A 23,484-nucleotide genomic window follows, 5' to 3' on the forward strand; every position below is an offset into this window, starting at 1 on the left:
GCAATTCACCTTGTGCCGCGCCTGCGGAGATGAAACCGCCTGTGTAACAGCAAAGTATCTGGCACTGCGTAGAGGTAAAGAAATGGGAGCACACTGTGCTCCCCTACGATAGAAAAAATCCTCTGCCGTTCCCCTTTTTCGCAGCGGTCGCCGCTCTCTGATTTTCGCCATGCCCTCTTGTGCCCCTGCCGGGTAAGCAAGTTTCGTTCGCTTCGCAAGCGTCAAACACCCATTCCTAACCGGTTAAGCAAAGAAAAACCGGCCGCTCACGCAGCCGGTTTCAATTTCACAAAATGCAGGGAATGTTATTCCTTGTTCAGCGCCTCCAGACGAGCCTTATTCGCTGCGATAACCTTTTCCTGTACCGGAACCGGTGCCTCATCGTAGCGCTCGAACTGGGAAACAAACGAGCCTCTGCCCTGCGTCATGGAGCGCAGCTTGATCGCGTAATCGCCAAGCTCTGCCATCGGGCACTCGGCTACGATTTCCTGCTTGCCGCCGTCGAGCGGATTCATGCCCATGATGCGGCCGCGGCGCTTGTTCAGATCGCCGATAACATCGCCCATGTAGGAATCCGGGATAACGACCTTGAGCGAGCATACCGGCTCGAGCAGTACCGGATTTGCCTCCGGGATACCGGCCTTGTATGCCAGACGTGCTGCCATCTTGAAGGACAGCTCGTTGGAGTCTACATCGTGGTAGGAGCCATCGAGCAGGGTTGCACGCAGGCCAACCATCGGGTAGCCGGCCAGAACGCCATGCTCCATCGCCTCGCGGATGCCCTTGTCAACTGCCGGATGGAAGTTCTTCGGCACGGAACCGCCGAAAATCTTCTCCTGGAACAGATAATCACCCTCGGCATACGGTGCAAATTCCATCTTAACGTGGCCGTACTGACCATGACCGCCGGACTGCTTCTTATGCTTGCCTTCTACCGTAACAGCCTTGCGGATCTTCTCGCGGTACGGAACGATCGGATCGGTCAGCGTAACCTCTACGCCAAACTTATCCTTCAGCTTGGAGCACAGAACGTCCAGATGAATATCGCCGGCACCGGAGATCAGATGCTGCTTAGTTTCCGGGTTAAACTCGGTATCGAAGGACGGATCCTCGTCACGCAGACGAGCAAGGCCGGTGGAGATCTTCTCCTCAACGCCCTTTACCTTAGGCGCGATTGCCTGCGTGTAGCACGGCGGCGCAATCTCGATCGACTCAAGCTCAACCTTGCGAACGCTCATCGAAAGCGTATCGCCGGTCTTGGTGGTAACCAGCTTGGAAACGGCACCGATGTCACCGCAGCCAATCACCGGAACCTCGGTTGTCTTTTTGCCGCATACGGTGAAGATGTGACCCATCTTCTCGTTTGCATCGGCACGCTTGTTGACCAGCGTCATATCCTGCTTAACCTCGCCGGACATAACCTTAAAGTAGGAGAAGCGGCCGTACTGGTCAGCGACCGTCTTAAATACAAATGCACAGGCAGAGCCGTTCGGGGTGCAGTTGATCTCGATCAGCTCGCCCTTTTCGTCCTCGCAGATCTCAACCGGCTTTTCGTCGGGAGACGGCATGTAGTCCGCAATGCCCTTAAGCAGTGCGTAGGAGCCGATACCGGTTGCAGCAGTGCCGCAGAATACCGGCGCGAGAACCAGATCCTTCACACCCTGACGGATGCCGGCGATCAGTTCTTCATCCGAGAACTCCTCACCTGCGAAGTAACGCTCCATCAGGTCCTCAGACAGCTCGGCGATGTTCTCGCACAGTGCTGCACGGTGCTGGTCGACACGGTCCTTCATATTGTCCGGGATCGGGATCTCGACACGCTTGTTGCCTTCCATGCGGTACGCCTTGCGGATAACGCAGTCCACAATACCAACGGTATCGCGGTTGCCTTCAAAAATCGGGACAACGATCGGCGCTACCGATACGCCGAACTGCTTCTGCAGCTTGTGCAGAGAGTTATAGTAATCCGAGTTTTCCTCGTCGATCTTGGAGATGTAGAACATACGCGGCATTGCGTGCTCCTCACAGTGAGCCCAAGCCTTTTCGGTGCCGACGCCCGGACCGGACTTGCCGGTTGCGACGATCAGCGCGGACTCCGCAACGCGCAGTGCGCACTGCACTTCACTTTCAAAATCAAAGAAACCCGGGGTATCGAGCAGATTGATCTTGCAGCCGTTCCACTCTACCGGCGCTACAGCCGTGGAAATGGAAAACCTGCGCTTGATCTCTTCGGGATCAAAGTCACAAACCGTGTTGCCGTCCGCGATCTTGCCAACGCGGTCGGTTACACCGGCGATATTGAGCAGGCTCTCGACCAGCGAGGTCTTGCCGTCGCCGCCGTGACCCATCAGACATACATTACGGATCTTGTTAACCGGATAATTCGCCATAGTTTATATTACACTCCCCTGCCCTAACCTGTTATCGTGCCCTGCCGGCACGTTATACTCCTGGGCGCTTTGTTTCGCGGGAGCGATCCTCTCTTTGTGGGATCGTTTCCCTTCTTCGTTATTATACACCACATAAGCCAGGTATGCAAGCTGTTTTTTGTGCAATTTTCATGTAGCATTTTTCACAACTCCGTCGAATAACAGCGGCGGCCACTTAGTGTACGTTTCGCACACATTCTGATAAAAAATCCGAATTTTCCTTTGTTTTTTGCATTTCCGAAAGATTTTCAGCGAAATCACTTGCTTTTGTTTATTTCTTACAAATAAAATGATATAATTTTAGTGCTACTTCACAAAGGAAGAAAAAAACACCCTTCGCACAATCTGACAAAGGGAAGCCTGTGACGGCATTTTGCACAGCTGGCCGTTCCGCCGATCTCAGGCAATATTCTGCCGCAGTTTTACAACACGATAGACGCATCTCCGGCGGTCAAGCATTTTTGCGGTATCTCGAATATCGCAGTAACTGAGAATGGAGAATTAACATAATGGTTTCATTCTCCATCCTCAATTCTCCGTTTTCCATAAAAAAGCCGCTTACCTGTCGGTAAGCGGCTTTGGGCTTCTTTAGTTCAGAAAATCCTTCAGCTTCTTGGAGCGCGACGGATGACGCAGCTTACGCAGCGCCTTTGCCTCGATCTGGCGGATACGCTCACGCGTTACGTTGAACTCCTTGCCGACTTCCTCAAGGGTGCGGGTATGACCGTCCTCGATGCCGAAGCGCAGGCGCAGAACCTTTTCCTCACGCGGCGTCAGAGTTTTGAGCACCTCGACGAGCTGCTCCTTGAGCAGCATAAAGGAGGCCGCCTCTGCCGGTTCCGGCGCGTCGTCGTCCGGGATGAAGTCGCCGAGGTGAGAATCCTCCTCCTCGCCGATCGGCGTCTCGAGCGATACCGGCTCCTGCGCGATCTTCAGGATGTCGCGCACACGGTCAACCGGCATGTTCATCTCCTTAGCGATCTCCTCCGGACTGGGATCGTGGCCCAGCTCCTGCAGCAGCTGACGGGATACGCGGATGACCTTGTTGATGGTTTCAACCATGTGTACCGGAATACGGATCGTACGCGCCTGATCCGCAATCGCACGGGTGATCGCCTGACGGATCCACCACGTTGCGTAGGTAGAGAACTTAAAGCCCTTGGTGCTGTCGAACTTCTCAACCGCCTTGATCAGACCGAGGTTGCCCTCCTGGATCAGATCAAGGAACAGCATGCCGCGGCCGACATAGCGCTTTGCAATGGAGACAACCAGTCGCAGGTTCGCCTCAGCCAGACGCTTCTTGGCACGGTCACCGAGCTTGATATCCTTCTCAAGCTGTGCGCGCTCCTCCGCCGGAATGGCATCGCCTTCGTTTGCGATGCGCTCTGCGGCCTCGTTGCCCTTCTGCATGCGCTCTGCGAGCGTTACCTCCTCCTCAGGAGACAGCAGATCGACCTTGCCGATCTCCTTCAGATACATACGGACCGGATCGTCAATGGCGAACGTTTCAGCCATGGCAGAGGTATCGACCAGTTCTTCCTCCGGAACCTCTTCCACTTCCTCCGGCTCAAAGGAGTCGTCATCGTCACCGATGACCTTCTCCAGCACACCGTTCGTCTCGACCTCGATGCCCATGGTCTCGAGCGTCTCGTACACCTTGTCGATGTCCTCGCTCGACAGCTCCAAATGGCTCAGTGCATCCGAGATCTCCTTGAGGGTCAGTCGGCCGTTCTTCTTGCCAAGCGCGAGCAGGTCGCGCAGGATCTGCTGCTGTGCTGCCTGCTGCTCCTGTGCGTTTGCGGCTGCATTTGCGTTTGCTTTCGTCATATCGTTTGTCCTCCCGCGTTTTGTTTTTTGATGCGTCCGAATGTAAGCAGCGGGTCCTCTCCCGCCTGCGTAATGGTTCCATCCTTGACGCGCTGCATTCGTATGGTGTTTATGTATTCCTGCAGTTCCCCTCGATGCTCTCCGGCCGGAATGCTGGGTTCGAGTATCGCGGACAGCAGGCTCATTTCGTTAGGCTCCAGCCATCCCTCAAAGGACAGCACATCGACCATCTGGTTGTTTCGGTTCAACTCGAGCACGCGCTCGTATATCTTACGCAGCACCGGTGCAGAAAACCACGCCGACTGCAAGTCTTTTTCGGCAACGGCAATCAATTTCTGGTCTGAGAACAGAAGTCTAAGCACGTTCTCCTCAGCCTTTGCGGATTTCATGTCGGTATACGCCAGCGACCTGTCCTTCGGCTGCGCCAGTCCGACCGGAGAGCGTATCTCACGCCGTTCGGCAGCCTTTCGCCGCTTGCGCTGGATGCCGAGTTCGCGCCGAACCTCAACGTTCATGGCTTCGGCGGTCACGCCTGCCATCTTGGCGGCACGTCCGGCGTAGACCTCACGTTCGATGGTGCTCTCGATGCCGGCGAGCATCCGCGCTGCATCTCTGAGGAACAGCACGCGTGCTTCATCGTCCTCAAGGTCGTACTTCGCGGCAATCTGCTCAATGCGGAACGCGTTGTGATCCTCACTGCGTTCAATCAGATTGCGGAACGCATCCGCGCCGCGTGCCTTGATGAATTCATCCGGGTCCTTGGCCCCCGGAATACGCAGCACCTTGACCTGCAGATCGCATTTTTTCAGGATGTCGATCGCGCGCTGTGCCGCCGCCTGACCGGCTCCGTCCGCGTCATACGAGATGACAATGCGGTCGGTATGACGCGCGATAATGCGCGCCTGCTCCTCGGTCAGCGAGGTGCCAAGCGATGCAACCGCAGAATCAAATCCCGCCTGATGCAGCGCGATGACATCCATATAGCCCTCGGCTAAGATAAAATAATCGTTCTTCGTGCTTTTTGACAGGTTGAGCGCAAACAGATTGCGGCTCTTGTGGAAGATCGGCGTTTCCGGCGAGTTCAGGTACTTCGGCTTGGAATCATCCAGCACACGGCCGCCGAATGCGATCACATGGCCGCGCACGTCGATGATCGGGAACATGACACGGTTGCGGAACCGGTCGTAAATATGTCCCTTTTCGCTGCGGCTGACCAGACCGGCGTCCATGAGTTCCTCGCGCGTGTATCCTTTGGCCGTCATCGCGTCGATGAGCGCGTGGAAGGAATCCGGTGCATAACCCAGTCCGAAACGGTTCATCGTCCTTCGGGACAGACCTCGGTTGATAAAATACTGCTGTGCGGTTCGGTTTTCCGGCCGCCAGAGTGTGTCATAATAATAGCGTCCGGCGTCCCTGCAGAGCGCGTACAGACGCTCTCTGTGGCGCGCCGCTTTGCGCTCGGCTTCACCCTGTTCGGGTATCTGCATGCCCGCCCGCTCGGCGAGATAGCGTACCGCGTCCGGGAAGGTCAGACCTTCCGCCTTCATAATAAAGGTGATGACACCGCCGCCTGCGCCGCAGCCGAAGCAGTGAAAGATCTGCTTGTCCGGAGAGACCGAAAACGAACCGGTTTTCTCGTTGTGGAAGGGGCACAGACCGAAATAGTTCGCGCCGCTCTTTTTCAGCTGCACATATTGCGAAACGATCTCTACAATGTCGTTCCGCGCGGACAGCTCGTCCAGAAATATACGGTCAAACGGCATTTCGTGCCCCTCCTTCCCTATTTATCGAACGAAAACGAATATATGATACCCATTTTCGTTAATCCTCAATCTTATTCCAGCTTTTCGGAATAAACAAATTCTTATAAACCGCTATCGAGTAGCGGTCGGTCATGCCTGCAACATAGTCGCACGCAATCCGCTCGAGCGCCTCCCCTCGGGCCTGCAGCACGAAGTAATCGTCCGGCAGCTCGTCAGGATGCTCGATAAAATATTCGTACAAACTGCGCAGCATGGATTTTGCGCGTTTTTCCTCACGCTGTGCGGCCGTGCCGTGGTACACATGATCGAACATGAACTGCCGCAGCTCCATCATGTCCTCGTGCATCTGCTCGTCCATGCCGATCTCCAGATACCGCTGACCGTACTCGATCATCGCCGTCACCAGTGTATCAATACGCTTGCCGTGCGTCCCACCCAGGCGTTTTCTCAAATGCTGCGGAATATCGCTCTCGCGGATAATGCCCGCGCGTACCGCATCGTCAATATCGTGGTTGATATAGGCAATGCGATCGGCAAAGTGGATAATGCGGCCTTCCGGCGTACTCGCCTTGCGCCTGCCGGTATGGCAGACAATGCCGTTGCGCACCTCACGCGTGAGATTCAAATCCTCGAGCACATCCACCACGCGCAGACTCTGCTCGTTGTGCCGAAAACCGAACGGACAAACCTCATCGAGTGCCGCCTCTCCGGCGTGACCGAACGGCGTGTGCCCGAGATCATGTCCGAGCGCAATCGCTTCGGTCAAATCCTCGTTGAGTCCGAGCGCCCGCGCGATGGTCCGCGCAATCTGCGCAACCTCGAGCGTATGCGTCAGCCGAGCACGGTAGTGGTCGCCCTCCGGCGAGATAAATACCTGCGTCTTGTTGCCCAGCCGCCGGAACGCCTTCGAGTGGATAATGCGGTCGCGGTCGCGCTGAAAGCAGGTGCGGTACGGACACGGTTCCATCGGGCGCAGCCTGCCTGCGGAGCTGTCCGCAAAGGTCGCCCACGGCTCAAGCACCGCGTGCTCGCGCTGTTCGTTCTGCTCTCGAATGGTCATATGTACCGCCTCCTCAGCCTCGGAGAATCCGTCACATAATAGTTATACGAAACGAAATCTGAAAATCCTCTTTTTTTCACAAAAATTTTTTCAGAATTTTGTGAGCCTTGCAAGCCGATATTTACTTGACACGCCGACCCATGAATCGGGTCTCCATGACCTCGGCGTAGACCTGCCCTGCCGTGGCTTCGGCGAGCGCCTGATTGAGCTTGTCCTCATGACCGGCGGGCAGCGTCACGGTCAGCGTTACATCCGCGCCGTAGTCGGTCTCCTCGACCGCACAGTCGTGGTCCGGCAGCAGGTGCAGAATAATCTCGTACAGATTGTACGGGCACGCGATGAGCGCCACCGTATACAGGCTCATTCTCTGCACACCGGCCGCCGCGACAGCCACCTGCGCGCCCTGCGTGTACGCGCGGACCAGTCCGCCCGTGCCGAGCAGAATACCGCCGAAATAGCGCGTGACAACGCAAACGCAGTCGGTCAGGTTCTCGTGGCGCAGCACCTCGAGGATTGGCATGCCTGCCGTGCCCTGCGGTTCTCCGTCATCCGAGTAGCGCATCACATTGCCTTCACGGAGAATGTAGGCGTAGCAGTTGTGTGTCGCGTCCCAGTAGGTCTCGCGCATTTCCTTTATCTTCGCTACCGCCTCCTCGGCGGTTTCAACATGCCACAGCCGTCCGGTGAACTTGGAGCGTTTTTCTTCAAATTTGTCCTCGCCGTAGCTGGCGAAAGGCACAAAGTAATCTTTTTCCATCAGCAAATCCTTAAATAATTAGGAATTAGTAATTACTCATTACCCATAATGTATGTCGAAACTCTGCCGTAGGTCTTATCATCCACAACCGCCTCAACAATCGTGCCTTCTGCGGCATAGTCGGTCGAGTCGATCTGCGCTTCACGGTGCAGCATATCGAGCACGGCGCCGTCGCTGTACGGAATGCACAGCTTTACCTTATGCTTGCCCTTGCCGAGCGCCTTTTCGATGGCAGTCAGCAGGTCGTCAATGCCCTCTCCACTCTTTGCGGAAATCTTCACACCCTCATCCGGTCGAATGAACGGAATGACGTCCGGGTCGCACTTATCCGCCTTGTTATACACCATCACGCGCGGAATATCCTGTGCGCCGAGCTGTGCCACAACCTTATCCACAGTCTGTGCATGAATCTGCCAGTTTTCATCCGAAACGTCCACAACGTGCAGCAGCAGATCGGCATACGCCAGTTCCTCGAGCGTTGCCTTGAACGCCGATACGAGATGATGCGGCAGCTTGCGAATAAAGCCTACGGTATCGGACAGGAGGATTTCCTGCGTATCCGAAATGCGTTTTTTACGCGTAGTCGGGTCGAGTGTATCGAACAGACGGTCGTTCGCCTCGATGCCCGCGCCGGTCAGCGTATTCAGCAGCGTGGACTTGCCCGCGTTCGTGTAGCCGACAATGGCAACCAGTGGCAGCTCGGCCTTTTTGCGCTGGCGGCGCTGCACAGAACGCACCTGCCGCACCTGCTCCAGATCACGGCGCAGCTTGTCGATGCGGCTGCGGATGTGACGGCGGTCGCTCTCCAGCTTGCTCTCACCGGGTCCGCGCGTGCCGATGCCGCCGCCGAGACGGCTCATCGCCTTGCCCATGCCCGCCAGACGCGGCAGAATGTACTGGTACTGCGCCAGCTCGACCTGCAGCTTGCCCTCGCCGGTGCGCGCACGCTGCGCGAAAATATCGAGGATGAGCGCCGAGCGGTCGAGTACCGTGCGGCCGGTCAGTTCCTCCAGATTGCTCATCTGCGACGGCGACAGCTCATTGTCGAACAGGATCAGACTTGCGTCGTTCATCTCGGCAAGCTGCTTGACCTCTTCCGCCTTGCCCTCACCGATAAACGTGCGGGCATCCGGTGCCGGACGGCGCTGCAGCGTCATCGCAACGGCCTCCGCACCGGCAGTCTCCGCCAGCGCGCGCAGCTCGTCCATCGTGCGCTCGTCCGCATCCTGATCGGTGTTGAAGCTCGGACACGACAGACCGACCAGAACCGCCCGTTCGATCTGCTTTTCTTCTGTTTGATTGGTAAACGGCATGGAAAATTCCTCCTTGCTGTTAAATTGTCCTCTATATTTATTACACCCAAACGCAAAACCGTACAAGACTTGATTTTCCGTCCGATTTGCGGTAATATGAAGGTAGACAAAGTGAATATTTTTCCGTCACGACCAGTCGTGGCGGATTTTTGTTATATAGAAAATGCCCTATCGTTGTAAGTCGGCGCACCCTGCGGTAACATTCGTTATCAAATAAAACTCGCAGGCGCCGTCCATAGCCACCAGACCAACGAGTTGCGCGGCACAGATATGCCGCGCCTGCGCAGAGTAAACCGTCTGTGTAGCAGTATGGTATCCGAGAACTGCGAATCGGTCGAGTAATGGACGCGCAATGCGCGCCCCTACAGACGGGTAACCCGACTGCCGTTCCCCTATTTCGGAGCGGTCGCCGGTCTCTGGTCTGCGCCAAGCTAAGAAACAAAGGGAAACGGGAGTTAAGAGGGTAGAAACCGCAGGTGTCTACCCTCTTGCCCACCGCCGTGGGTACGGCGACTCTCCTGCCGTCCGCAGACGGCAACTCTCCGCTGAGGTTCAGCGAAAAACTTTCCGCCCGGACAGGATGAACCGCCTGTACCGCAAACACCCTTCCGCAATCTGAAAACGGATAACGAAAAAGCCACCGAAAACACGTTTCGATGGCTTTTCACATTACTTGTCCAGATTGAAACGCTTCTTGAAGCGATCAACACGTCCGCCGGTGTCTACCAGCTTCTGCTTACCCGTGAAGAAGGGGTGGCACTTGGAGCAAACGTCAACGACGATGTTCTCCTTGGTGGAGCCGGTCTCAATGACATTGCCGCAGGCACAGCGGATCGTGGTCTGCTTGTAGTCGGGATGGATGCCCTGTTTCATGTTGTTTCACCTCTTTCCACGGATATGTTTACATATCTCCAACAGTCGTAAAATTATCTTACCACATGTTTTCCGAAAATGCAAGCATTATTTTTCATAAATCAGATTTTCTTCTTTCCAGCCCTCGAGCACGGGAATCATGGAAGCGGCAAGATGCTTTGCGCCTGCCAGATCGTGCAGCAGATAATTACCGCACTCAATGCGGCTCGCACCCGGAATCTCGCCCTCGTAAGCGGCGATAAACGCCATGCTCTCCTGCACGAGCGCAATCGCGTCCGACGGCTTCATATCGCGCACAAGGAAGTAGAAGCCGGTCTGACAGCCCATCGGACCGCAGTAGATGATCTGATCGGCAAACTTCGAGTTGCGCGCATACGTTGCAAACAGGTGTTCAAACGTGTGACCCGCCGCAGGCTGGATGTAAGTACCCGCATTCGGGTACACCATTCTGATATCATAGGTGGTGATGTCGCCGTCGATACGCGAGGTATACATACCCGGCTTCAGTTTATCATGGTTTACTTCAAAGCTGGCAATTCGTTTCATGCCTTTGCCTCCTTTTCTATATCAAGGAACCGCAGTTCCGAGCGGTATTCGCGCCAGAGCAGAATATACGAGATAAAGAATGCTGCGATTTCTGCAATCGGGAATGCATACCATACCGCATTCAGGCCAAACTGCTGACCCAGCAGCCATGCCGCCGGAAGGATAACGACCAGCTGACGGCAGACAGACACGATCAGGCTGTTCATGCCGCGTGCGGTTGCCTGAAACATTGTGGAATTAATGATACCGAACGCTGCACCGAGGAAGGACAGGCTGATGGTCTTGAGCGCCGGAACGCCGACCTCAATCATCTCCTGTGCTGCCGCTGCATCAGACTTGTCCACAAACAGCATAAGCATCTGCTCGGGCAGCAGCTGGAACAGCACCAGACCAAGCGCCATAATGACGACAGCCGCCGTCAGCGTGATCTTGTATGCCCCCATCAGACGCTTGCGGTTGCGTGCGCCGTAGTTGTAGCCCATAACCGGCAGCGCACCCTGATTGAGTCCGAATACCGGCATAAAGACGAAGGTCTGCAGCTTGAAATACACACCGAGTACGTTGACCGCCGTCTGCGAGAAGGCAATCAAAATGCCGTTCATGCCCGCCGTCATAACGGAAACGACACTCTGCATGACAATACCCGGCAGGCCGACACGGTAAATGTCCTTGATCGTCTGTCCGCGCCACTTGAACTCGCGCATGTTGACATTCAGCACCTTCTGTTGACGGAACACACCCCAAAGACCGAGCGCCATACCGAATATCTGGCCGATAACGGTCGCGAGCGCCGCACCGCGGATGCCCATCTCCGGGAACGGACCGATACCGAAGATCATCAGCGGGTCAAGGATGATGTTGATGATCGCACCGGTCAGACCCTGACACATCGGGATGATCATGTTGCCGCCGGACTGCTGGATCTTCTCGCACATCATCGAGATCATAACAAAAATACTCATGCCGACCGCAAGGTGCGAATACTGGATAGCGTAAGCCGAAACCGCCTCGCTCGCACCGAATGCGCCGACGAATACACCCGAAAATCCCCAGCCGAGGATGAAGAATGCGATGCCGCCAACAACCGCCAGCGCAACACCGTGCTCTGCCGCCGAGTCCGCGTGCTTCTGGCGCTTTTCACCCAGACGGCGCGCAATGAGTGAGTTTACGCCCACGCCTGTGCCGACACCGATCGCCACGACCAGCATCTGCAGCGGATATACGAGCGAAACCGCCGCCAGCGCATCCTGCGAATACTTGGCCACGAAGATACTGTCCACGATATTGTACAGCGCGTTGATGATCATGGAGATCATCGCCGGCAGTGCCATCGAAAAGATCAGCGGACCCATTTGGGCGGTTCCCATTTTATTCTGTTGTTCCAAAAATTTCAGCCTCCCAACGTAAAAGGAAGCCGCGTTAGGATTTCTAACGCAGCTCCATACTCTCTTTCCTATATATAATAGGATATGATGCGTTATATTGCAAGTGTTTTTTACAGTTTATCCGCAAGTTCGGCAAAGGAATGCTCGACGAACACATCGCTCACCTGCCGGAGCGTGTCTTCGCCCTCCGCGTAGGCGGGCTCTGCCATACCGCAGAGCGCAAAACCGGCTTTTTTCGCCGTTACGCCCGCATACGGCGCATCCTCAAACACCATGCACTCGCCTGCTGTCAGACTGAGACGCTTTGCGGCTTCGAGATAGATGTCCGGCTCGTACTTGGGCACGCCTACGTCCTCGATGGTGAGCATGAACTCGAAATATTTCATCATGTCGCGGTCGATGAGCGCCTTCTCCGCGTGGCGGCGTGCCGTCAGCGTAGCGATGGCCATTTTGATGCCGCGTGCGCGCAGACCTTCGAGAAAATCGATCACGCCGTCCTTCGGCCGGGCAATCGTCTCGTAGCGCGAGGTAATCATCTCGTCCATGCCGTCGAGCATCTGCTGCTGGGTCAGCGGCAGGTTCGGATAGCGTTTCAGAAAATACTCCGCGACCTGCGGCTGGGAAAAGCCCTCGCATACCGCGTAGTCCGCGTCTGTGATGTGAACGTCGAACTGCGCAAGGTAGCGCTGTGTCAGTCGTTTCCAGACCGGCATGGAGTCCAAAAGCGTGCCGTCCATGTCGAAAATTGCACCTTTGAAATTCTGCATTGGTTTTGTTCCTTTCGAGAACGTATATCGTAGGGCGTGACGACCTCGGCACGCCGCTTTTTCAGCAACTGCACATGATTTACACGGCGCGCCGAGTCGTCGCGCCCTACGGATGGTTGGTTATTTGGTTTTTCGGTCGATATATCTCGGCTGGAGCTTGGAATAGATGATCTTCTGCTCACTGTACAGGCCGTAGTAGCCGGAGAGCATGTACGCGATGGCGATGACCAGTGCAAACAGCGCAAGGCTCTGACCGCCGAACAGCTCATACGCCAGCAGGATGGATGTAAGCGGCGAATTTGTCACGCCGCAGAACACGGCCGTCATACCGAGACCGGCCGCAAAGGACGGCGCCAGACCGAAAAATCCGCCGTAGGCGGCGCCGAAGGTCGCGCCGATGAACAGCACGGGCACGATCTCACCGCCTTTATAGCCGACACCGATGGTAATCGCCGTCAGCACCAGCTTGAGGAAAAACGCCTCGTATGCCGCGTGACCGGCAATCGCGTGTTCAATGACCTGCATGCCTGCACCGTTGTAGTCGCGCGTGCCGAGCAGCAGGCTGATGAGCACCACGACCGCGCCGCCAACCGCAATGCAGGCGTACTGGTTCGGCAGAAAATGCTTGAACAGATGACCGATTTTATGGAAGATGACGCACACGAGCGCACTCAGTCCGGCGCAGACCATGCCGAACGCCACCAGCTTTACAATGAGCAGCACATCCGTATTTTCCGGCACACCGGAGAGCGTAAACGCGGTCGTGCCGCCGCCAAGCTGCAGCGCTACCTGATGCGCGATCACGCTCGCGAGGATGGACGGAAACAGCGCCGCGTAGTACATCACGCCCACGCTGATAACCTCCATTGCGAACACGCTCGCCGCAAGCGGTGTGCCGAACAGTGCCGAAAAGCACGCCGCCATACCGCACATGGTAATGGTGCGGGAATCCTTGTCGTCCAGGTGCATCAGATGTCCGATATTGCCCGAAATCGCACCGCCGAGCTGCAACGCCGCACCTTCTCGTCCGGCAGAGCCGCCGCACAGGTGGGTCAGCACCGAGGTGATAAAGATGCTCGGAGCAAGCCGCAGCCGCACCGGATGATCCTGCCGCACCGAGGTCAGGATGAAGTTGGTGCCGCGTTCAAGCGGCATATCCATTTTACTGTACCAGAGCGCGATAAACAGACCGACCAGCGGCAGAAAATACAGCGTCCAGCTGTATTCCTGACGGGTTTCGGTCGCCCATTCGAGGGCGTGCTCAAACGCCGCGCCGACTGCGCCCACCACCACGCCGATAATGACTGCAAACAGGCACCACCGCGCAAACGCGCTGATATTGCGCCGCACGCGGTACCACGAACCGTACAGCCGCCGCAGCAGACGGCGTCCCGGCTTATTATTCTGAGGCATAGCGCCCCTCCCCCTTCATGCAATCTCATTTCCGATAAGAATTGCCCCGCAGAGATAACCTGTGGGGCAATTTGTGAGTAAACTATGCTTATTTGCTCGTAGATGCGGTTTCCTTGAGCACAACATCGTGTGCGCCGCCCTCGACGATCGAGGTTGCGGATACCAGCGTGATCTTTGCCTTCTTCTGGAACTCCGGAATGGACAGAGAGCCGCAGTTGCACATGGTGGAACGGACCTTGCTCAGGGTCAGACCGAGGTTGTCCTTCAGCGAGCCTGCGTACGGAACGTAGGAGTCAACGCCTTCCTCGAAGGACAGCTTCTTGTCGCCGCCCATGTCGTAGCGCTGCCAGTTGCGGGCACGAGCAGAGCCCTCGCCCCAGTATTCCTTCATGTAGCTGCCATTGATGTTGACCTTGTTCGTCGGGGACTCGTCAAAACGAGAGAAGTAGCGGCCGAGCATGAGGAAGTCAGCGCCCATAGCCAGCGCCAGCGTGCAGTGATAATCGTGAACGATACCGCCGTCCGAGCAGATCGGAATGTAGATGCCGGTCTCCTCGAAATACTCGTCACGAGCGGCTGCAACCTCGATCAGAGCGGTAGCCTGACCGCGGCCGATGCCCTTCTGCTCACGAGTGATGCAGATGGAGCCGCCGCCGATGCCGACCTTGATGAAGTCCGCGCCGGCCTCAGCAAGGAAGCGGAAACCCTCGCGGTCAACAACGTTGCCCGCGCCGACCTTTACACTGTCGCCGTACTTTGCGCGTACCCAGGACAGAGTGCGGCTCTGCCACTCGGAGAAACCCTCGGAGGAGTCGATGCAGAGAACATCTGCGCCGGCCTCAACCAGTGCCGGAACACGCTCTGCGTAGTCGCGGGTGTTGATGCCTGCGCCGACCACATAACGCTTGTGCTCATCGAGCAGCTCAAGAGAGTTTGCCTTGTGGCTGTCGTAGTCCTTGCGGAATACCATATAAACCAGATGCTGCTTGTCGTCTACCAGCGGCAGAGAATTCAGCTTGTTGTCCCAGATGATGTCATTTGCAATCTTGAGGCTGGTATCTGCCGGAGCGGTGATCAGCTTGTCAAACGGCGTCATGAACTCCTCAACCTTAACGCTGCGCTCCATGCGGGAAACACGGTAGTCGCGGCTGGTGACAATACCGAGCAGCTTGCCGTTCGCGGTGCCGTCATCGGTAACAGCCATGGTGGAGTGACCGGTGCGCTCCTTCAGCTTGAGGACTTCCTCAAGGGTGGTGTCCGGCTTTACGTTGGAGTCGGATACGATGAAGCCTGCCTTGTAGCTCTTTACGCGGGAAACCATGGCAGCCTCACTCTCGATCGACTGCGAACCGAAGATAAAGGAGATGCCGCCCTCCTGCGCCAGTGCGATCGCCATACGATCATCCGATACCGCCTGCATGATTGCGGAAACCATCGGAATGTTGGCATACAGCGCGGATTCCTCGCCCTTTTTATACTTAACGATTGGTGTGCGCAGGCTTACGTTCGCCGGCATGCACTCCGCAGAGGAATACCCCGGTACCAGCAGATATTCGTTAAAGGTATGCGAAGGTTCACTGAAATAATACGCCATTTCGTCGTTCTCCTTTTCTCCAAATAGGTCGTTTTTGATAGTTAAGTTTATTATATCCTTTTTGCCCTGTAAAGTAAAGCGGGCATATGACGGTTTTTCACGATTTTTGCCGCATGCGTGTTATGCAATCCGTGCAAACGGCTGTCGCGAAACCAGCCTCTGACAGATAGAAAAATCCGCAGACGTTCCCGTCTGCGGATTTTTCATTTGGAAATGAGGAATGAATGATGGTGGCATATTGAGGTTCTGCGGAGCCGTCCGGTATTTTTCCGGTGCCCCTTTGCTTTTGTTGTACTCAATTTACCATCGTGCGGCCGCAATGTCAATGCGTGCAAATGAATCTTAACACACTCTTAACTGCTGTGCGGTCGAATGCCGTCAGGTCTCGTCGAGCGACACCCATTCGGTATCGCCGGTGTGGAAAAAGTACAGCACACACGCGCGGACCGGTCTGCCGTAAATCTCATGCACGGCACGCGCGTAGGCGGCCAGCTGCGGACGGTACTGCTCGGCTCTCTCGTCCGCACCGCCCTTCTTGATGCGGTCGGTCTTGAAATCAAGGATAACAAAGCCGTCCCTGGTTTCGATCAGGCAGTCGATAACACCCTGCAGGAGCACGTTTTCCTCGGGTGCGTCCGCCGCAACCGGAAAATACGCTTGCGCCGGAACAAGCACGGAGAACTTGAACTCACGCCGCACCTTGTTTTCCGCCATAAAGGTTTTGTACAGGTCGGAGGCGAAAAACCGTTCGATCTTGCGTTTATCCACAGCATGCGCCTGTTCTGTGGACAAAATCTTCTTTTCCGCCAGACGATTCAGCTCGTTTTCCACGCCGTTTGACGCACAGGCGGCGTCAAAGTCGCAGAACTGCATGAACAGGTGGTGCGCTGTGCCGATCTCGGCAGGCGTCAGCTTTTTTTCTCCCTGCTCGAACAGCGGTGCGCGCAGCTGCACTTCTTTCCGCGGCGGCGGTGTCTGCTCGGCGGCCTCGTCTGCTCGGTAGCCGCGGCCTACACCGGTGGCGGTCAGCTTGCTCGGCAGCTCCGCGAGGTAGGCATGCGGGTAGTCGAGGTGCGTCTGCACGGTGCAGTCGCCGGTCTCCCTGTCCTCGAAACGCAGGATTTCAGTTTCCTGCGGCTGCAGGTCGCTCGGATAATACACCTTGAGCATAAACGCATCATTGTCCGTGCCGTGCTCGGGCACCTCCGGCGCATACTCCTCGCGGAAGGCACGAGCACACGGATGCCGCAGCAGCGGTGTCAGAATCCACGCAAGCGGCGTGCGCGCCGCGCCCATGGCGTACTGCGGCAGGTCATCGAGCGATGCCAGCAGCGACCATTTTTTCAGCGAATTCCGCAGACTGCCGGTGGCTGCCGTCAGAATCAGTTTTTCCTTTGCACGCGTCATCGCTACATATAATACGCGCAGCTCTTCGGAAATCATTTCGCGGCGCATCTGCACCGAGACTGCAATGCGCTCGGCTGTGTCGTACTGCACACCGCGGTCACGGTCGCGGCACTTACTGCCGAAGCCGAGGTTCTGGTGCACGAGCACCGGCTCCTTGAGGTCGCTGTCGTTGAACTGCTTGGCGCAGTCCGCCACGATAACGACCGGAAATTCCAGTCCTTTGGACTTGTGGATGGACAGAATGCGAACCGCACCGCCGGTGGCCTCGGCACCGACCGTCTGGAAATCCTCGCCCTGCTCGAGCATGCCGCGCAGCAGGCGCACAAAGTCAAACAGGCCGCGGAAGCCCTGTCCCTCAAACGAGCGCGCCCGCTCGAAGAACGTCAGCAGGTTGCTCTGGCGCTGTGCGCCGTTCGGCAGAGCGCCGTACAGGCCGAGCGCGCCGGTCTGGTCGTAAATCTCCCACAGCAGGCGGTACACCGGCTGATCGCACGCAAAGGTGCGCAGAAAGTCCAGCCGCTGCAGGAAGGTTTCCACCTTGGGAAAATCCGTTCTCGCCTGCAGCAGCGCGTCATAATAGCTGATCTTGCGGTCCACAAGGCGAATATCCGCCAGTTCCTGCTCGGTGAATCCGAACAGCGGCGAACGCATCACGCCGATAAGGTCAACATCCTGCCGCGGGTTGTCAATGACGCTGAGCAGCGACACCATCGTGCCGACTTCGGCAGTCTCCAGCAGGCCGCCGCGCTGCTCGGCGCTGGCTGTTACGCCGATTCGCTCCAGCTCCGCAATGTAGGTCGGCGCCTTGCTTCTGGGCGAGCGCAGCAGGATTACGATGTCGCCCGGCGTGACCGGACGCAGCTTTCCGGTCTGCTTATCCATCACCGGAAAGCCTTCGTCGAGCAGCGCACGAATCCGCTTCGCGGCAAGCCGTGCTTCGAGTTCGGTCTTATCCGGCGCATCATCGTCCTCGCCGAGTCCGTCCGCATCCACGAGCAGGACTTCGGTCTTGTACCGCTCGTTTCCGGCCTCCGGATAGTAGTCCGCACCGAGGTGCAGCGCCTCCTTGTCCGTGTACACGAGATCGCCCACGGTCTCGCCCATGACGGCGGCAAACAGATAGTTGCACGCATCCAGCACGGCCGCTCGTGAACGGAAATTCTGCCCGAGCACGACACGGCGCGGCTGCCCGTCAGCGGCGTCCGCCACCTCACCGAAGCTGCGGTATTTCTCAAGGAAAATGGACGGGTCAGCCAGTCGAAAGCCGTAAATGCTCTGCTTGACGTCACCGACCATGAACAGGTTGGTCTCGTTTCTGGAGAGTGCACGGAAGATGGCATCCTGCACGGCGTTGGTGTCCTGATACTCGTCCACCGCAATTTCGGTGAACTGCTCGGACATGGTTTTCGCCAGTGCGGACGGCTTGCCGTCTGTATACAGCAGACGCACGGCAAAGTGCTCCAAATCGTTGAAATCCGCAGCATTTCTTGCACGTTTCGCTGCCGTAAAGGCATCGTCGAAGGCGTTTACCATGTCAATGAGCGCGAACAGCGCGGGGGCTGTCAGGCCGCGGTCGTACTCCGCTTCCTCTGCGGTGACGGTCAGCCATTTCTCCCGAATGTTATTGGCAACGCCCTTCCACTCCTCGCGCATGGCCTTGATCTGCTCGAGGAACGCCTTGTCCTCAAATTTCCTCGCGGCCTTCAGTCGGTCAAACGAGATCGACCGGGCAGCCTTCACGCAGTCGTCCCAGTTGCCGTTATACAGCGCATCGAGCAGACGCTCGGCCTGATTTAAGTCGCTCGTCAGCGCGGGCAGATAGTTGTCCGCCAGCTCATCAATGCCGGTCAATTCATCCACAGCCATGTGCAGAAATGCCGCACCGTGCTGTGCCGCCGACTTCGCCTGCTCGCGCAGAACACGGCCGTGCGGCGTGTCCATGCCGCGCGTGTACAATCCGGCGCGCACATCCTCGAGGAACGCCCGCGGATCAGGATGCGCCTGAATCTTCTCGTAGGTGCCGAGAATGACCTCGCCCAGCTTTTGGTCGTCGCGCCCCGCCGTCAGCAGATCACAGAGCGCAAAAAACTTCTCATCCGCCTGCTCGTAGGCCGTGTCAAGCACTTCTTCGAGCACCTCGGCGCGAAGCAGCTTGCCCTCGTTTTCGTCCATCAGGCGAAAGTCGGGTGCGATACCGAGCACCGCCGCCTGCTCGCGCGCGAGCGACAGACACAGCGCGTGCACGGTCGTGATTTTCGCGCGGTGCACGAGGAACAGCTGCCGCCGCAGACGGGTATCCCGCGGGTTTGCGGCTACGGCCGCACCGAGGGCCGCACCGATTCGCTCACGCATTTCGGCTGCCGCCGCGTTGGTAAACGTAACCAGCAGCAGGCGGTCGATATCGACCGGATCATTCTCGTCCGTCAGCCGACGAAGTACGCGCTCGGTCAGTACGGCGGTCTTGCCCGAGCCGGCTGCCGCCGAAACCAGCAGTGCGCCGCCGCGGTCGTCAATCGCGGTCTGCTGATCAGGTGTCCACTTCGGCATTGTCGTTCCCTCCTAACTGCTCCCAGAATTCCTTGTCCTTGATGTTTTTCAGCCAGCGCACCTTGTCTCCGGCGGTCTCATCGAACCGGCAGGCTGCCCGGAAATCGCACCATTCGCAGTAGCTGCGGTCGGTCTTGCGCGGGTCGGCTTCAATGCTGCCGTTTCGCAGAGCCTGTCCCATTTCGAGCAGCTTTTTCTGCGTATAGCGTGCCAGTCTGCCGAATTTCGCCAGATCAGCTACCGCAGACTTGGCGGCAAGCGTCGGCTCGTCCTCGCCCTTCCTTGTCTTGATAGAGACCGGAATAAACCGTCCGTCACCTTCCAGACCGTGCTCCATCGCCTCGAGCAGCGACATATCGTCGCTCAGCAGACCCGAACGCCGCAGCGCCTTGTCGCGCAGGATGCGCAGCCCGTCCTCGTCCGTGTCGCGCGCCGCATCCGGCAGCTCATCGCGTACCGGAACATACAGCACGCCTGCCGGTACGATTTCGTTCAGCTCGGCGGTCAGGCGGGCACGATAGCGGTCCAGACCCTCCTGCTGCAGCGTGTATAGATAGATGATAAGCTGCATGTTGAGTCCGTACCAGATGTCGGACAGCGAAAATGACTTTTTGCCGCTTTTGTAGTCCATAACGCGCAGATAGAGACGACCGTTTTTGATGTAGCCGTCCACGCGGTCCACCTTGCCGGAGAGTGAAACCGACACATCGCCGTCCTCGCACTGCACGGGCGGCAGGTCGCCGCTGCGCGAGAAGTCCAGCTCATAGTCAATCGGCGCAAAGTCGGATACGCGCAGTTCTTCGATCACGTTGTCGAGGATCTGCTCCACGGCGCGCACCAGTCGGCGGAACAGGTATTGGAAGCGCGCGGTTTTATTCTCCAGGCCGCCAAGCTCCTCCGCGACATACTGCCGTACCGCTTCACGGCAGGCTTTCCGCACGGTCGGCTGATCGGCATGGGCGGCGCCGCCCTCGCACTTTCCAAGGGTATCCAGCGCATGCTCGAGCACATAGTGGATGAACGTGCCGGTCGAGAGCGCATCAAACTTCGCCACGCGGCGCGGCTTGGCCTTCAAACCATACTGTATAAAGAATGCAAACCGGCAGGAATAGAACGTATCCACACGCGAAGCGGTCAGATTGAGGCTTTTTCCGTACAATCCGTCAATCGTGTGCGGACTGCTCAGCGGTCCTCTGCCGCGCCGCTGCGCCTGCGCGTTTTTGACTCGCTCATCATCCTTATAGTAGTCATAGGCAGCCCGCACGGCGGCTGTCCGGTCGCCCGAAAGATACGCACACGCAAGTTCGACCGCCGGTCGTTCCGCCTGCAGGCGGTCGCGCACGGTCTCCGTCCGGTGGGTGGAAAACGGCACATCCGGCAGCAGCTCCCGCACTGTGTTCACGAAGTAGGACGGCCGCGTTTCACCGCCGCCTGCGTCGATAGTGTGATACGTCAGCAGCAGCTCGTCTGTCGGGCACGCGAGTGCCCGATAGAGCGTTTCCTGCTCCATCAGCAGGCGTTCCTCGCCGTAGGCTTTGAGTTCCACGCCGAGCGCATCCATTTTGTCGCGGTCCATGTCACTCAGCAGCGAAGTCGAGGACGGGGTTTTCGGTATCAGGCCGTCGTTAACGCCCAGCAGGATGACATATTTCGCATTTTCCGTACACGCACGCTCGATGTTGCCGCAGGTCACGCGGTCGAGCGAAACCGGAATCGTACCCACATCATACTCGCCGAGCACCAGCCGGAACAGCTGCGCGAAACGGTCGAGCGTCAGCGGCATATCCCCGCACACCCACGCGAACTGCTCCATCGCAGAAACCAGGATTTCCCACAGCTGGCGGTACTCGTCGGCCAGCTGCAGACGGCCCGCCTGCTCGTGTCCAGCGGCGCGGTCGGTCATTCGCTGCGGCGCGTCTACCGCGAGAAGGAATGCATAGAGCGCACGCACGCAGTCACCTGCAGGCTGCTCACCTGCAAGTGCCTCGCGCAGTGCGGAGAACGGCGCGATTGCCCGTTTGCGGAGTGTGTTCAGTTCGGCAAGCTGCGTCTTCGCGTTCTCGTCGATGGGCAGACCATAGCCGTCCGGATGCTCGGTCCACTCGCGTTCCCATGCTCCGCCGCGGATGTTCCAGGTGAGCACATAATTCTCTAATTTGTCAATTTCGTCCCAATCCAAGCCCGCAAGTCCGGTCTTGAGACAGGAGAACAGATCTTCATATCGGAAGTGATTTCGCACCGCTTCCAGTGCATTCGTAACCAGCGCCATCGGCGGACGAGACAGCAGATCCGGCTTTTCCGCGAGGAACACCGGAATGTCGTACCGCGCCATCGCCATTGCGAGAAACGCGCTGTACGGCTCGATATCGCGTGCCGCAACCACAAAATCGCGGCAGCGCGCGCCTTCGTCCCGCACCTTGCGCCGAATGTAAGCCGCTGCGTGCTCACACTCGTCAAACGGTGAAGCCGCCTCGTACAAACGAACGCCGTCCGCACTCTCCTGTGGGGTGCGCACCGGCAGCAGGCTTTCGCGCTCGAGCGCAGCCAGTCCCGCCGGTCGGGCCACCTTGCTTTCGCCCAGTTCGATGCGCTCGACCGTCTGGTTATGATGCTTTGCCATTCGGGTTAATTTCTGCACTGTTTTACAGCCGGTAAGGAAAATCTCCGGGTAATCCGTATCGCAGGTTACCGCCGCAGAGAGCGGCACACCCGCTGCCAGCATGGCATCAACCACTGCACTTTCCTGCACGGTAAAGCCGAGAAATCCATCCAGATAGACCGCTGCGCCGTCCAGCGTGTGACTTTCTGCCAGACGGTCGCGCAGATGTGTCAGACGGTCTCTCGGGTCGGGCAGGGACTCCTCGCACAAACGCTCATAAGCTGTTAAAATCTGTGCAAGATCGGACAATTTTTCTGCAAGTACCGCGTCCTCACTCTCCTCGGCAGCCGCAAACAGCGTCTCCGGCGCGATGGCGCACGTTTTACATTCATCGATGAGCCGCAGCGCCTCCTGCAGCAGCTCCGGCTTGTCTGCCAAACCCTTCCACGCACTCAGCCCGCCCTGCACACGGCGTGCCGCCTCCTGCAAGGTCAAAAGCTGACCTGCCGGCGTCAGCATCTGCTGTGCCAGTCCGCCGACTTCAGAGAACACACGGTCAGCCAATCGTGAGAACGTCAGCACCTCGGCCGTGCGTGCGCCGTGGTTGTGCGTGGCTGCGGCAAGCCGCCGCTCCATCAGGTGCGAGTTCAGCTCGGGCACGAGCAGAATCTGCCGTCCCTCTCCCTTTTCACTCAGCGCCGCGATCTCCCGCAGGATGGCCGTTGTCTTGCCGCTCCCCGCTCGTCCGGTCCAGATCCGCATGGCACACTCTCCTTTCATTTCATAGCTATTTGATTATAGCACAACCGGAGCAAATTGAAAATTGGTAATGGAAAACGGAAAATTATCAATAACAACCGTATGGTCATTTTATATTTTTTGTGCGTTATCAGCGTATTTTCCAGTCTTTTTCGAACTTTTACGGCGTTTTGTTTGCATTCACATATTCTGTAAAATTATTTTTTCAAAAAACTCTTGCATTTTTCCCCGCTTGGGACTATACTTTCCTCAGGCGGAACAATAAAGGCTCTGCCCCGCAAAACCAAATATTTGATTCTTCAGGGCAGGGTGCAATTCCCTACCGGCGGTACAGCCCGCGAGCGGATGCCATTCGGCGGAAGCATGATTCGGTGAAATTCCGAGGCCGACAGTATAGTCTGGATAAAAGAAGAATGCGCGGAAAGATTTTCCGTTGTTTGCTGTT

The 23,484-nt window shown here is 57.2% G+C and carries 14 protein-coding genes and 1 riboswitch; all 14 genes read right to left on the reverse strand.

Annotated elements, in window-relative coordinates:
* Positions 1-305: 305 nt before the first annotated feature.
* Positions 306-2,390 carry an elongation factor G gene (locus tag PG722_RS01535; RefSeq protein ID WP_270579448.1) on the reverse strand — a complete coding sequence of 695 codons (2,085 nt, stop codon included), beginning with the start codon at positions 2,388-2,390 and terminating at the stop codon, positions 306-308.
* A 627-nt stretch (positions 2,391-3,017) separates the two neighbouring features.
* Positions 3,018-4,256: an RNA polymerase sigma factor RpoD gene (rpoD, locus tag PG722_RS01540; protein ID WP_110436306.1), complete on the reverse strand. Its 1,239-nt coding sequence runs from the start codon at positions 4,254-4,256 to the stop codon at positions 3,018-3,020.
* Positions 4,253-6,019 carry a DNA primase gene (gene dnaG / locus PG722_RS01545; protein WP_118564257.1) on the reverse strand — a complete coding sequence of 589 codons (1,767 nt, stop codon included), beginning with the start codon at positions 6,017-6,019 and terminating at the stop codon, positions 4,253-4,255. Before dnaG ends, rpoD begins: the two co-directional genes overlap by 4 nt.
* A gap of 58 nt (positions 6,020-6,077) precedes the next feature.
* Complete coding sequence (locus tag PG722_RS01550) at positions 6,078-7,079, reverse strand: deoxyguanosinetriphosphate triphosphohydrolase (RefSeq protein WP_118285636.1); 1,002 nt, start codon at positions 7,077-7,079, stop codon at positions 6,078-6,080.
* Positions 7,080-7,200: 121 nt separating this feature from the next.
* Positions 7,201-7,836 (reverse strand): YigZ family protein, encoded by a 636-nt coding sequence (locus PG722_RS01555; protein ID WP_118360305.1) that lies wholly within the window; start codon positions 7,834-7,836, stop codon positions 7,201-7,203.
* Positions 7,837-7,868: 32 nt separating this feature from the next.
* Positions 7,869-9,149 (reverse strand): GTPase HflX, encoded by a 1,281-nt coding sequence (gene hflX, locus PG722_RS01560; protein WP_118285638.1) that lies wholly within the window; start codon positions 9,147-9,149, stop codon positions 7,869-7,871.
* A 669-nt stretch (positions 9,150-9,818) separates the two neighbouring features.
* On the reverse strand, positions 9,819-10,022 hold the full coding sequence (rpmE, locus tag PG722_RS01565; protein ID WP_016147979.1) for a 50S ribosomal protein L31: 204 nt from the start codon (positions 10,020-10,022) through the stop codon (positions 9,819-9,821).
* Between the two features lie 87 nt (positions 10,023-10,109).
* Positions 10,110-10,568, reverse strand: a complete 459-nt coding sequence (locus tag PG722_RS01570; protein ID WP_270579450.1) for an S-ribosylhomocysteine lyase — start codon at positions 10,566-10,568, stop codon at positions 10,110-10,112.
* Positions 10,565-11,953, reverse strand: a complete 1,389-nt coding sequence (locus PG722_RS01575; RefSeq protein WP_270579451.1) for an MATE family efflux transporter — start codon at positions 11,951-11,953, stop codon at positions 10,565-10,567. Before PG722_RS01575 ends, PG722_RS01570 begins: the two co-directional genes overlap by 4 nt.
* A 110-nt stretch (positions 11,954-12,063) precedes the next feature.
* On the reverse strand, positions 12,064-12,720 hold the full coding sequence (locus tag PG722_RS01580; protein WP_117750913.1) for an HAD family hydrolase: 657 nt from the start codon (positions 12,718-12,720) through the stop codon (positions 12,064-12,066).
* Positions 12,721-12,840: 120 nt separating this feature from the next.
* Complete coding sequence (locus PG722_RS01585; protein WP_117750912.1) at positions 12,841-14,133, reverse strand: chloride channel protein; 1,293 nt, start codon at positions 14,131-14,133, stop codon at positions 12,841-12,843.
* Positions 14,134-14,221: 88 nt separating this feature from the next.
* A complete protein-coding gene (locus PG722_RS01590; protein WP_117491317.1) occupies positions 14,222-15,727 on the reverse strand; it encodes an IMP dehydrogenase in 1,506 nt (501 codons plus the stop codon).
* A 378-nt stretch (positions 15,728-16,105) separates the two neighbouring features.
* Positions 16,106-19,681, reverse strand: a complete 3,576-nt coding sequence (addA, locus tag PG722_RS01595) for a helicase-exonuclease AddAB subunit AddA (protein WP_270579452.1) — start codon at positions 19,679-19,681, stop codon at positions 16,106-16,108.
* Positions 19,662-23,042 (reverse strand): PD-(D/E)XK nuclease family protein, encoded by a 3,381-nt coding sequence (locus PG722_RS01600; RefSeq protein ID WP_270579453.1) that lies wholly within the window; start codon positions 23,040-23,042, stop codon positions 19,662-19,664. Before PG722_RS01600 ends, addA begins: the two co-directional genes overlap by 20 nt.
* A 288-nt stretch (positions 23,043-23,330) precedes the next feature.
* Positions 23,331-23,457: riboswitch (FMN riboswitch) on the forward strand.
* Positions 23,458-23,484: the final 27 nt, after the last annotated feature.

Origin of the sequence: Butyricicoccus sp. OF27-2pH9A (assembly GCF_027693185.1) — a bacterium.
GTDB classification, from domain to species: domain Bacteria; phylum Bacillota; class Clostridia; order Oscillospirales; family Butyricicoccaceae; genus Agathobaculum; species Agathobaculum butyriciproducens.

Excerpts from the sequence above, each read along its gene's own strand:
- PG722_RS01600 (WP_270579453.1), bottom strand. The coding sequence starts at position 23,042 with ATGCGGATCTGGACCGGACGAGCGGGGAGCGGCAAGACAACGGCCATC.
- rpmE (WP_016147979.1), bottom strand. The coding sequence starts at position 10,022 with ATGAAACAGGGCATCCATCCCGACTACAAGCAGACCACGATCCGCTGT.
- addA (WP_270579452.1), bottom strand. The coding sequence starts at position 19,681 with ATGCCGAAGTGGACACCTGATCAGCAGACCGCGATTGACGACCGCGGC.
- dnaG (WP_118564257.1), bottom strand. The coding sequence starts at position 6,019 with ATGCCGTTTGACCGTATATTTCTGGACGAGCTGTCCGCGCGGAACGAC.
- PG722_RS01590 (WP_117491317.1), bottom strand. The coding sequence starts at position 15,727 with ATGGCGTATTATTTCAGTGAACCTTCGCATACCTTTAACGAATATCTG.
- PG722_RS01550 (WP_118285636.1), bottom strand. The coding sequence starts at position 7,079 with ATGACCATTCGAGAGCAGAACGAACAGCGCGAGCACGCGGTGCTTGAG.
- PG722_RS01570 (WP_270579450.1), bottom strand. The coding sequence starts at position 10,568 with ATGAAACGAATTGCCAGCTTTGAAGTAAACCATGATAAACTGAAGCCG.
- PG722_RS01585 (WP_117750912.1), bottom strand. The coding sequence starts at position 14,133 with ATGCCTCAGAATAATAAGCCGGGACGCCGTCTGCTGCGGCGGCTGTAC.
- rpoD (WP_110436306.1), bottom strand. The coding sequence starts at position 4,256 with ATGACGAAAGCAAACGCAAATGCAGCCGCAAACGCACAGGAGCAGCAG.
- PG722_RS01580 (WP_117750913.1), bottom strand. The coding sequence starts at position 12,720 with ATGCAGAATTTCAAAGGTGCAATTTTCGACATGGACGGCACGCTTTTG.
- PG722_RS01535 (WP_270579448.1), bottom strand. The coding sequence starts at position 2,390 with ATGGCGAATTATCCGGTTAACAAGATCCGTAATGTATGTCTGATGGGT.
- hflX (WP_118285638.1), bottom strand. The coding sequence starts at position 9,149 with ATGCCGTTTACCAATCAAACAGAAGAAAAGCAGATCGAACGGGCGGTT.
- PG722_RS01555 (WP_118360305.1), bottom strand. The coding sequence starts at position 7,836 with ATGGAAAAAGATTACTTTGTGCCTTTCGCCAGCTACGGCGAGGACAAA.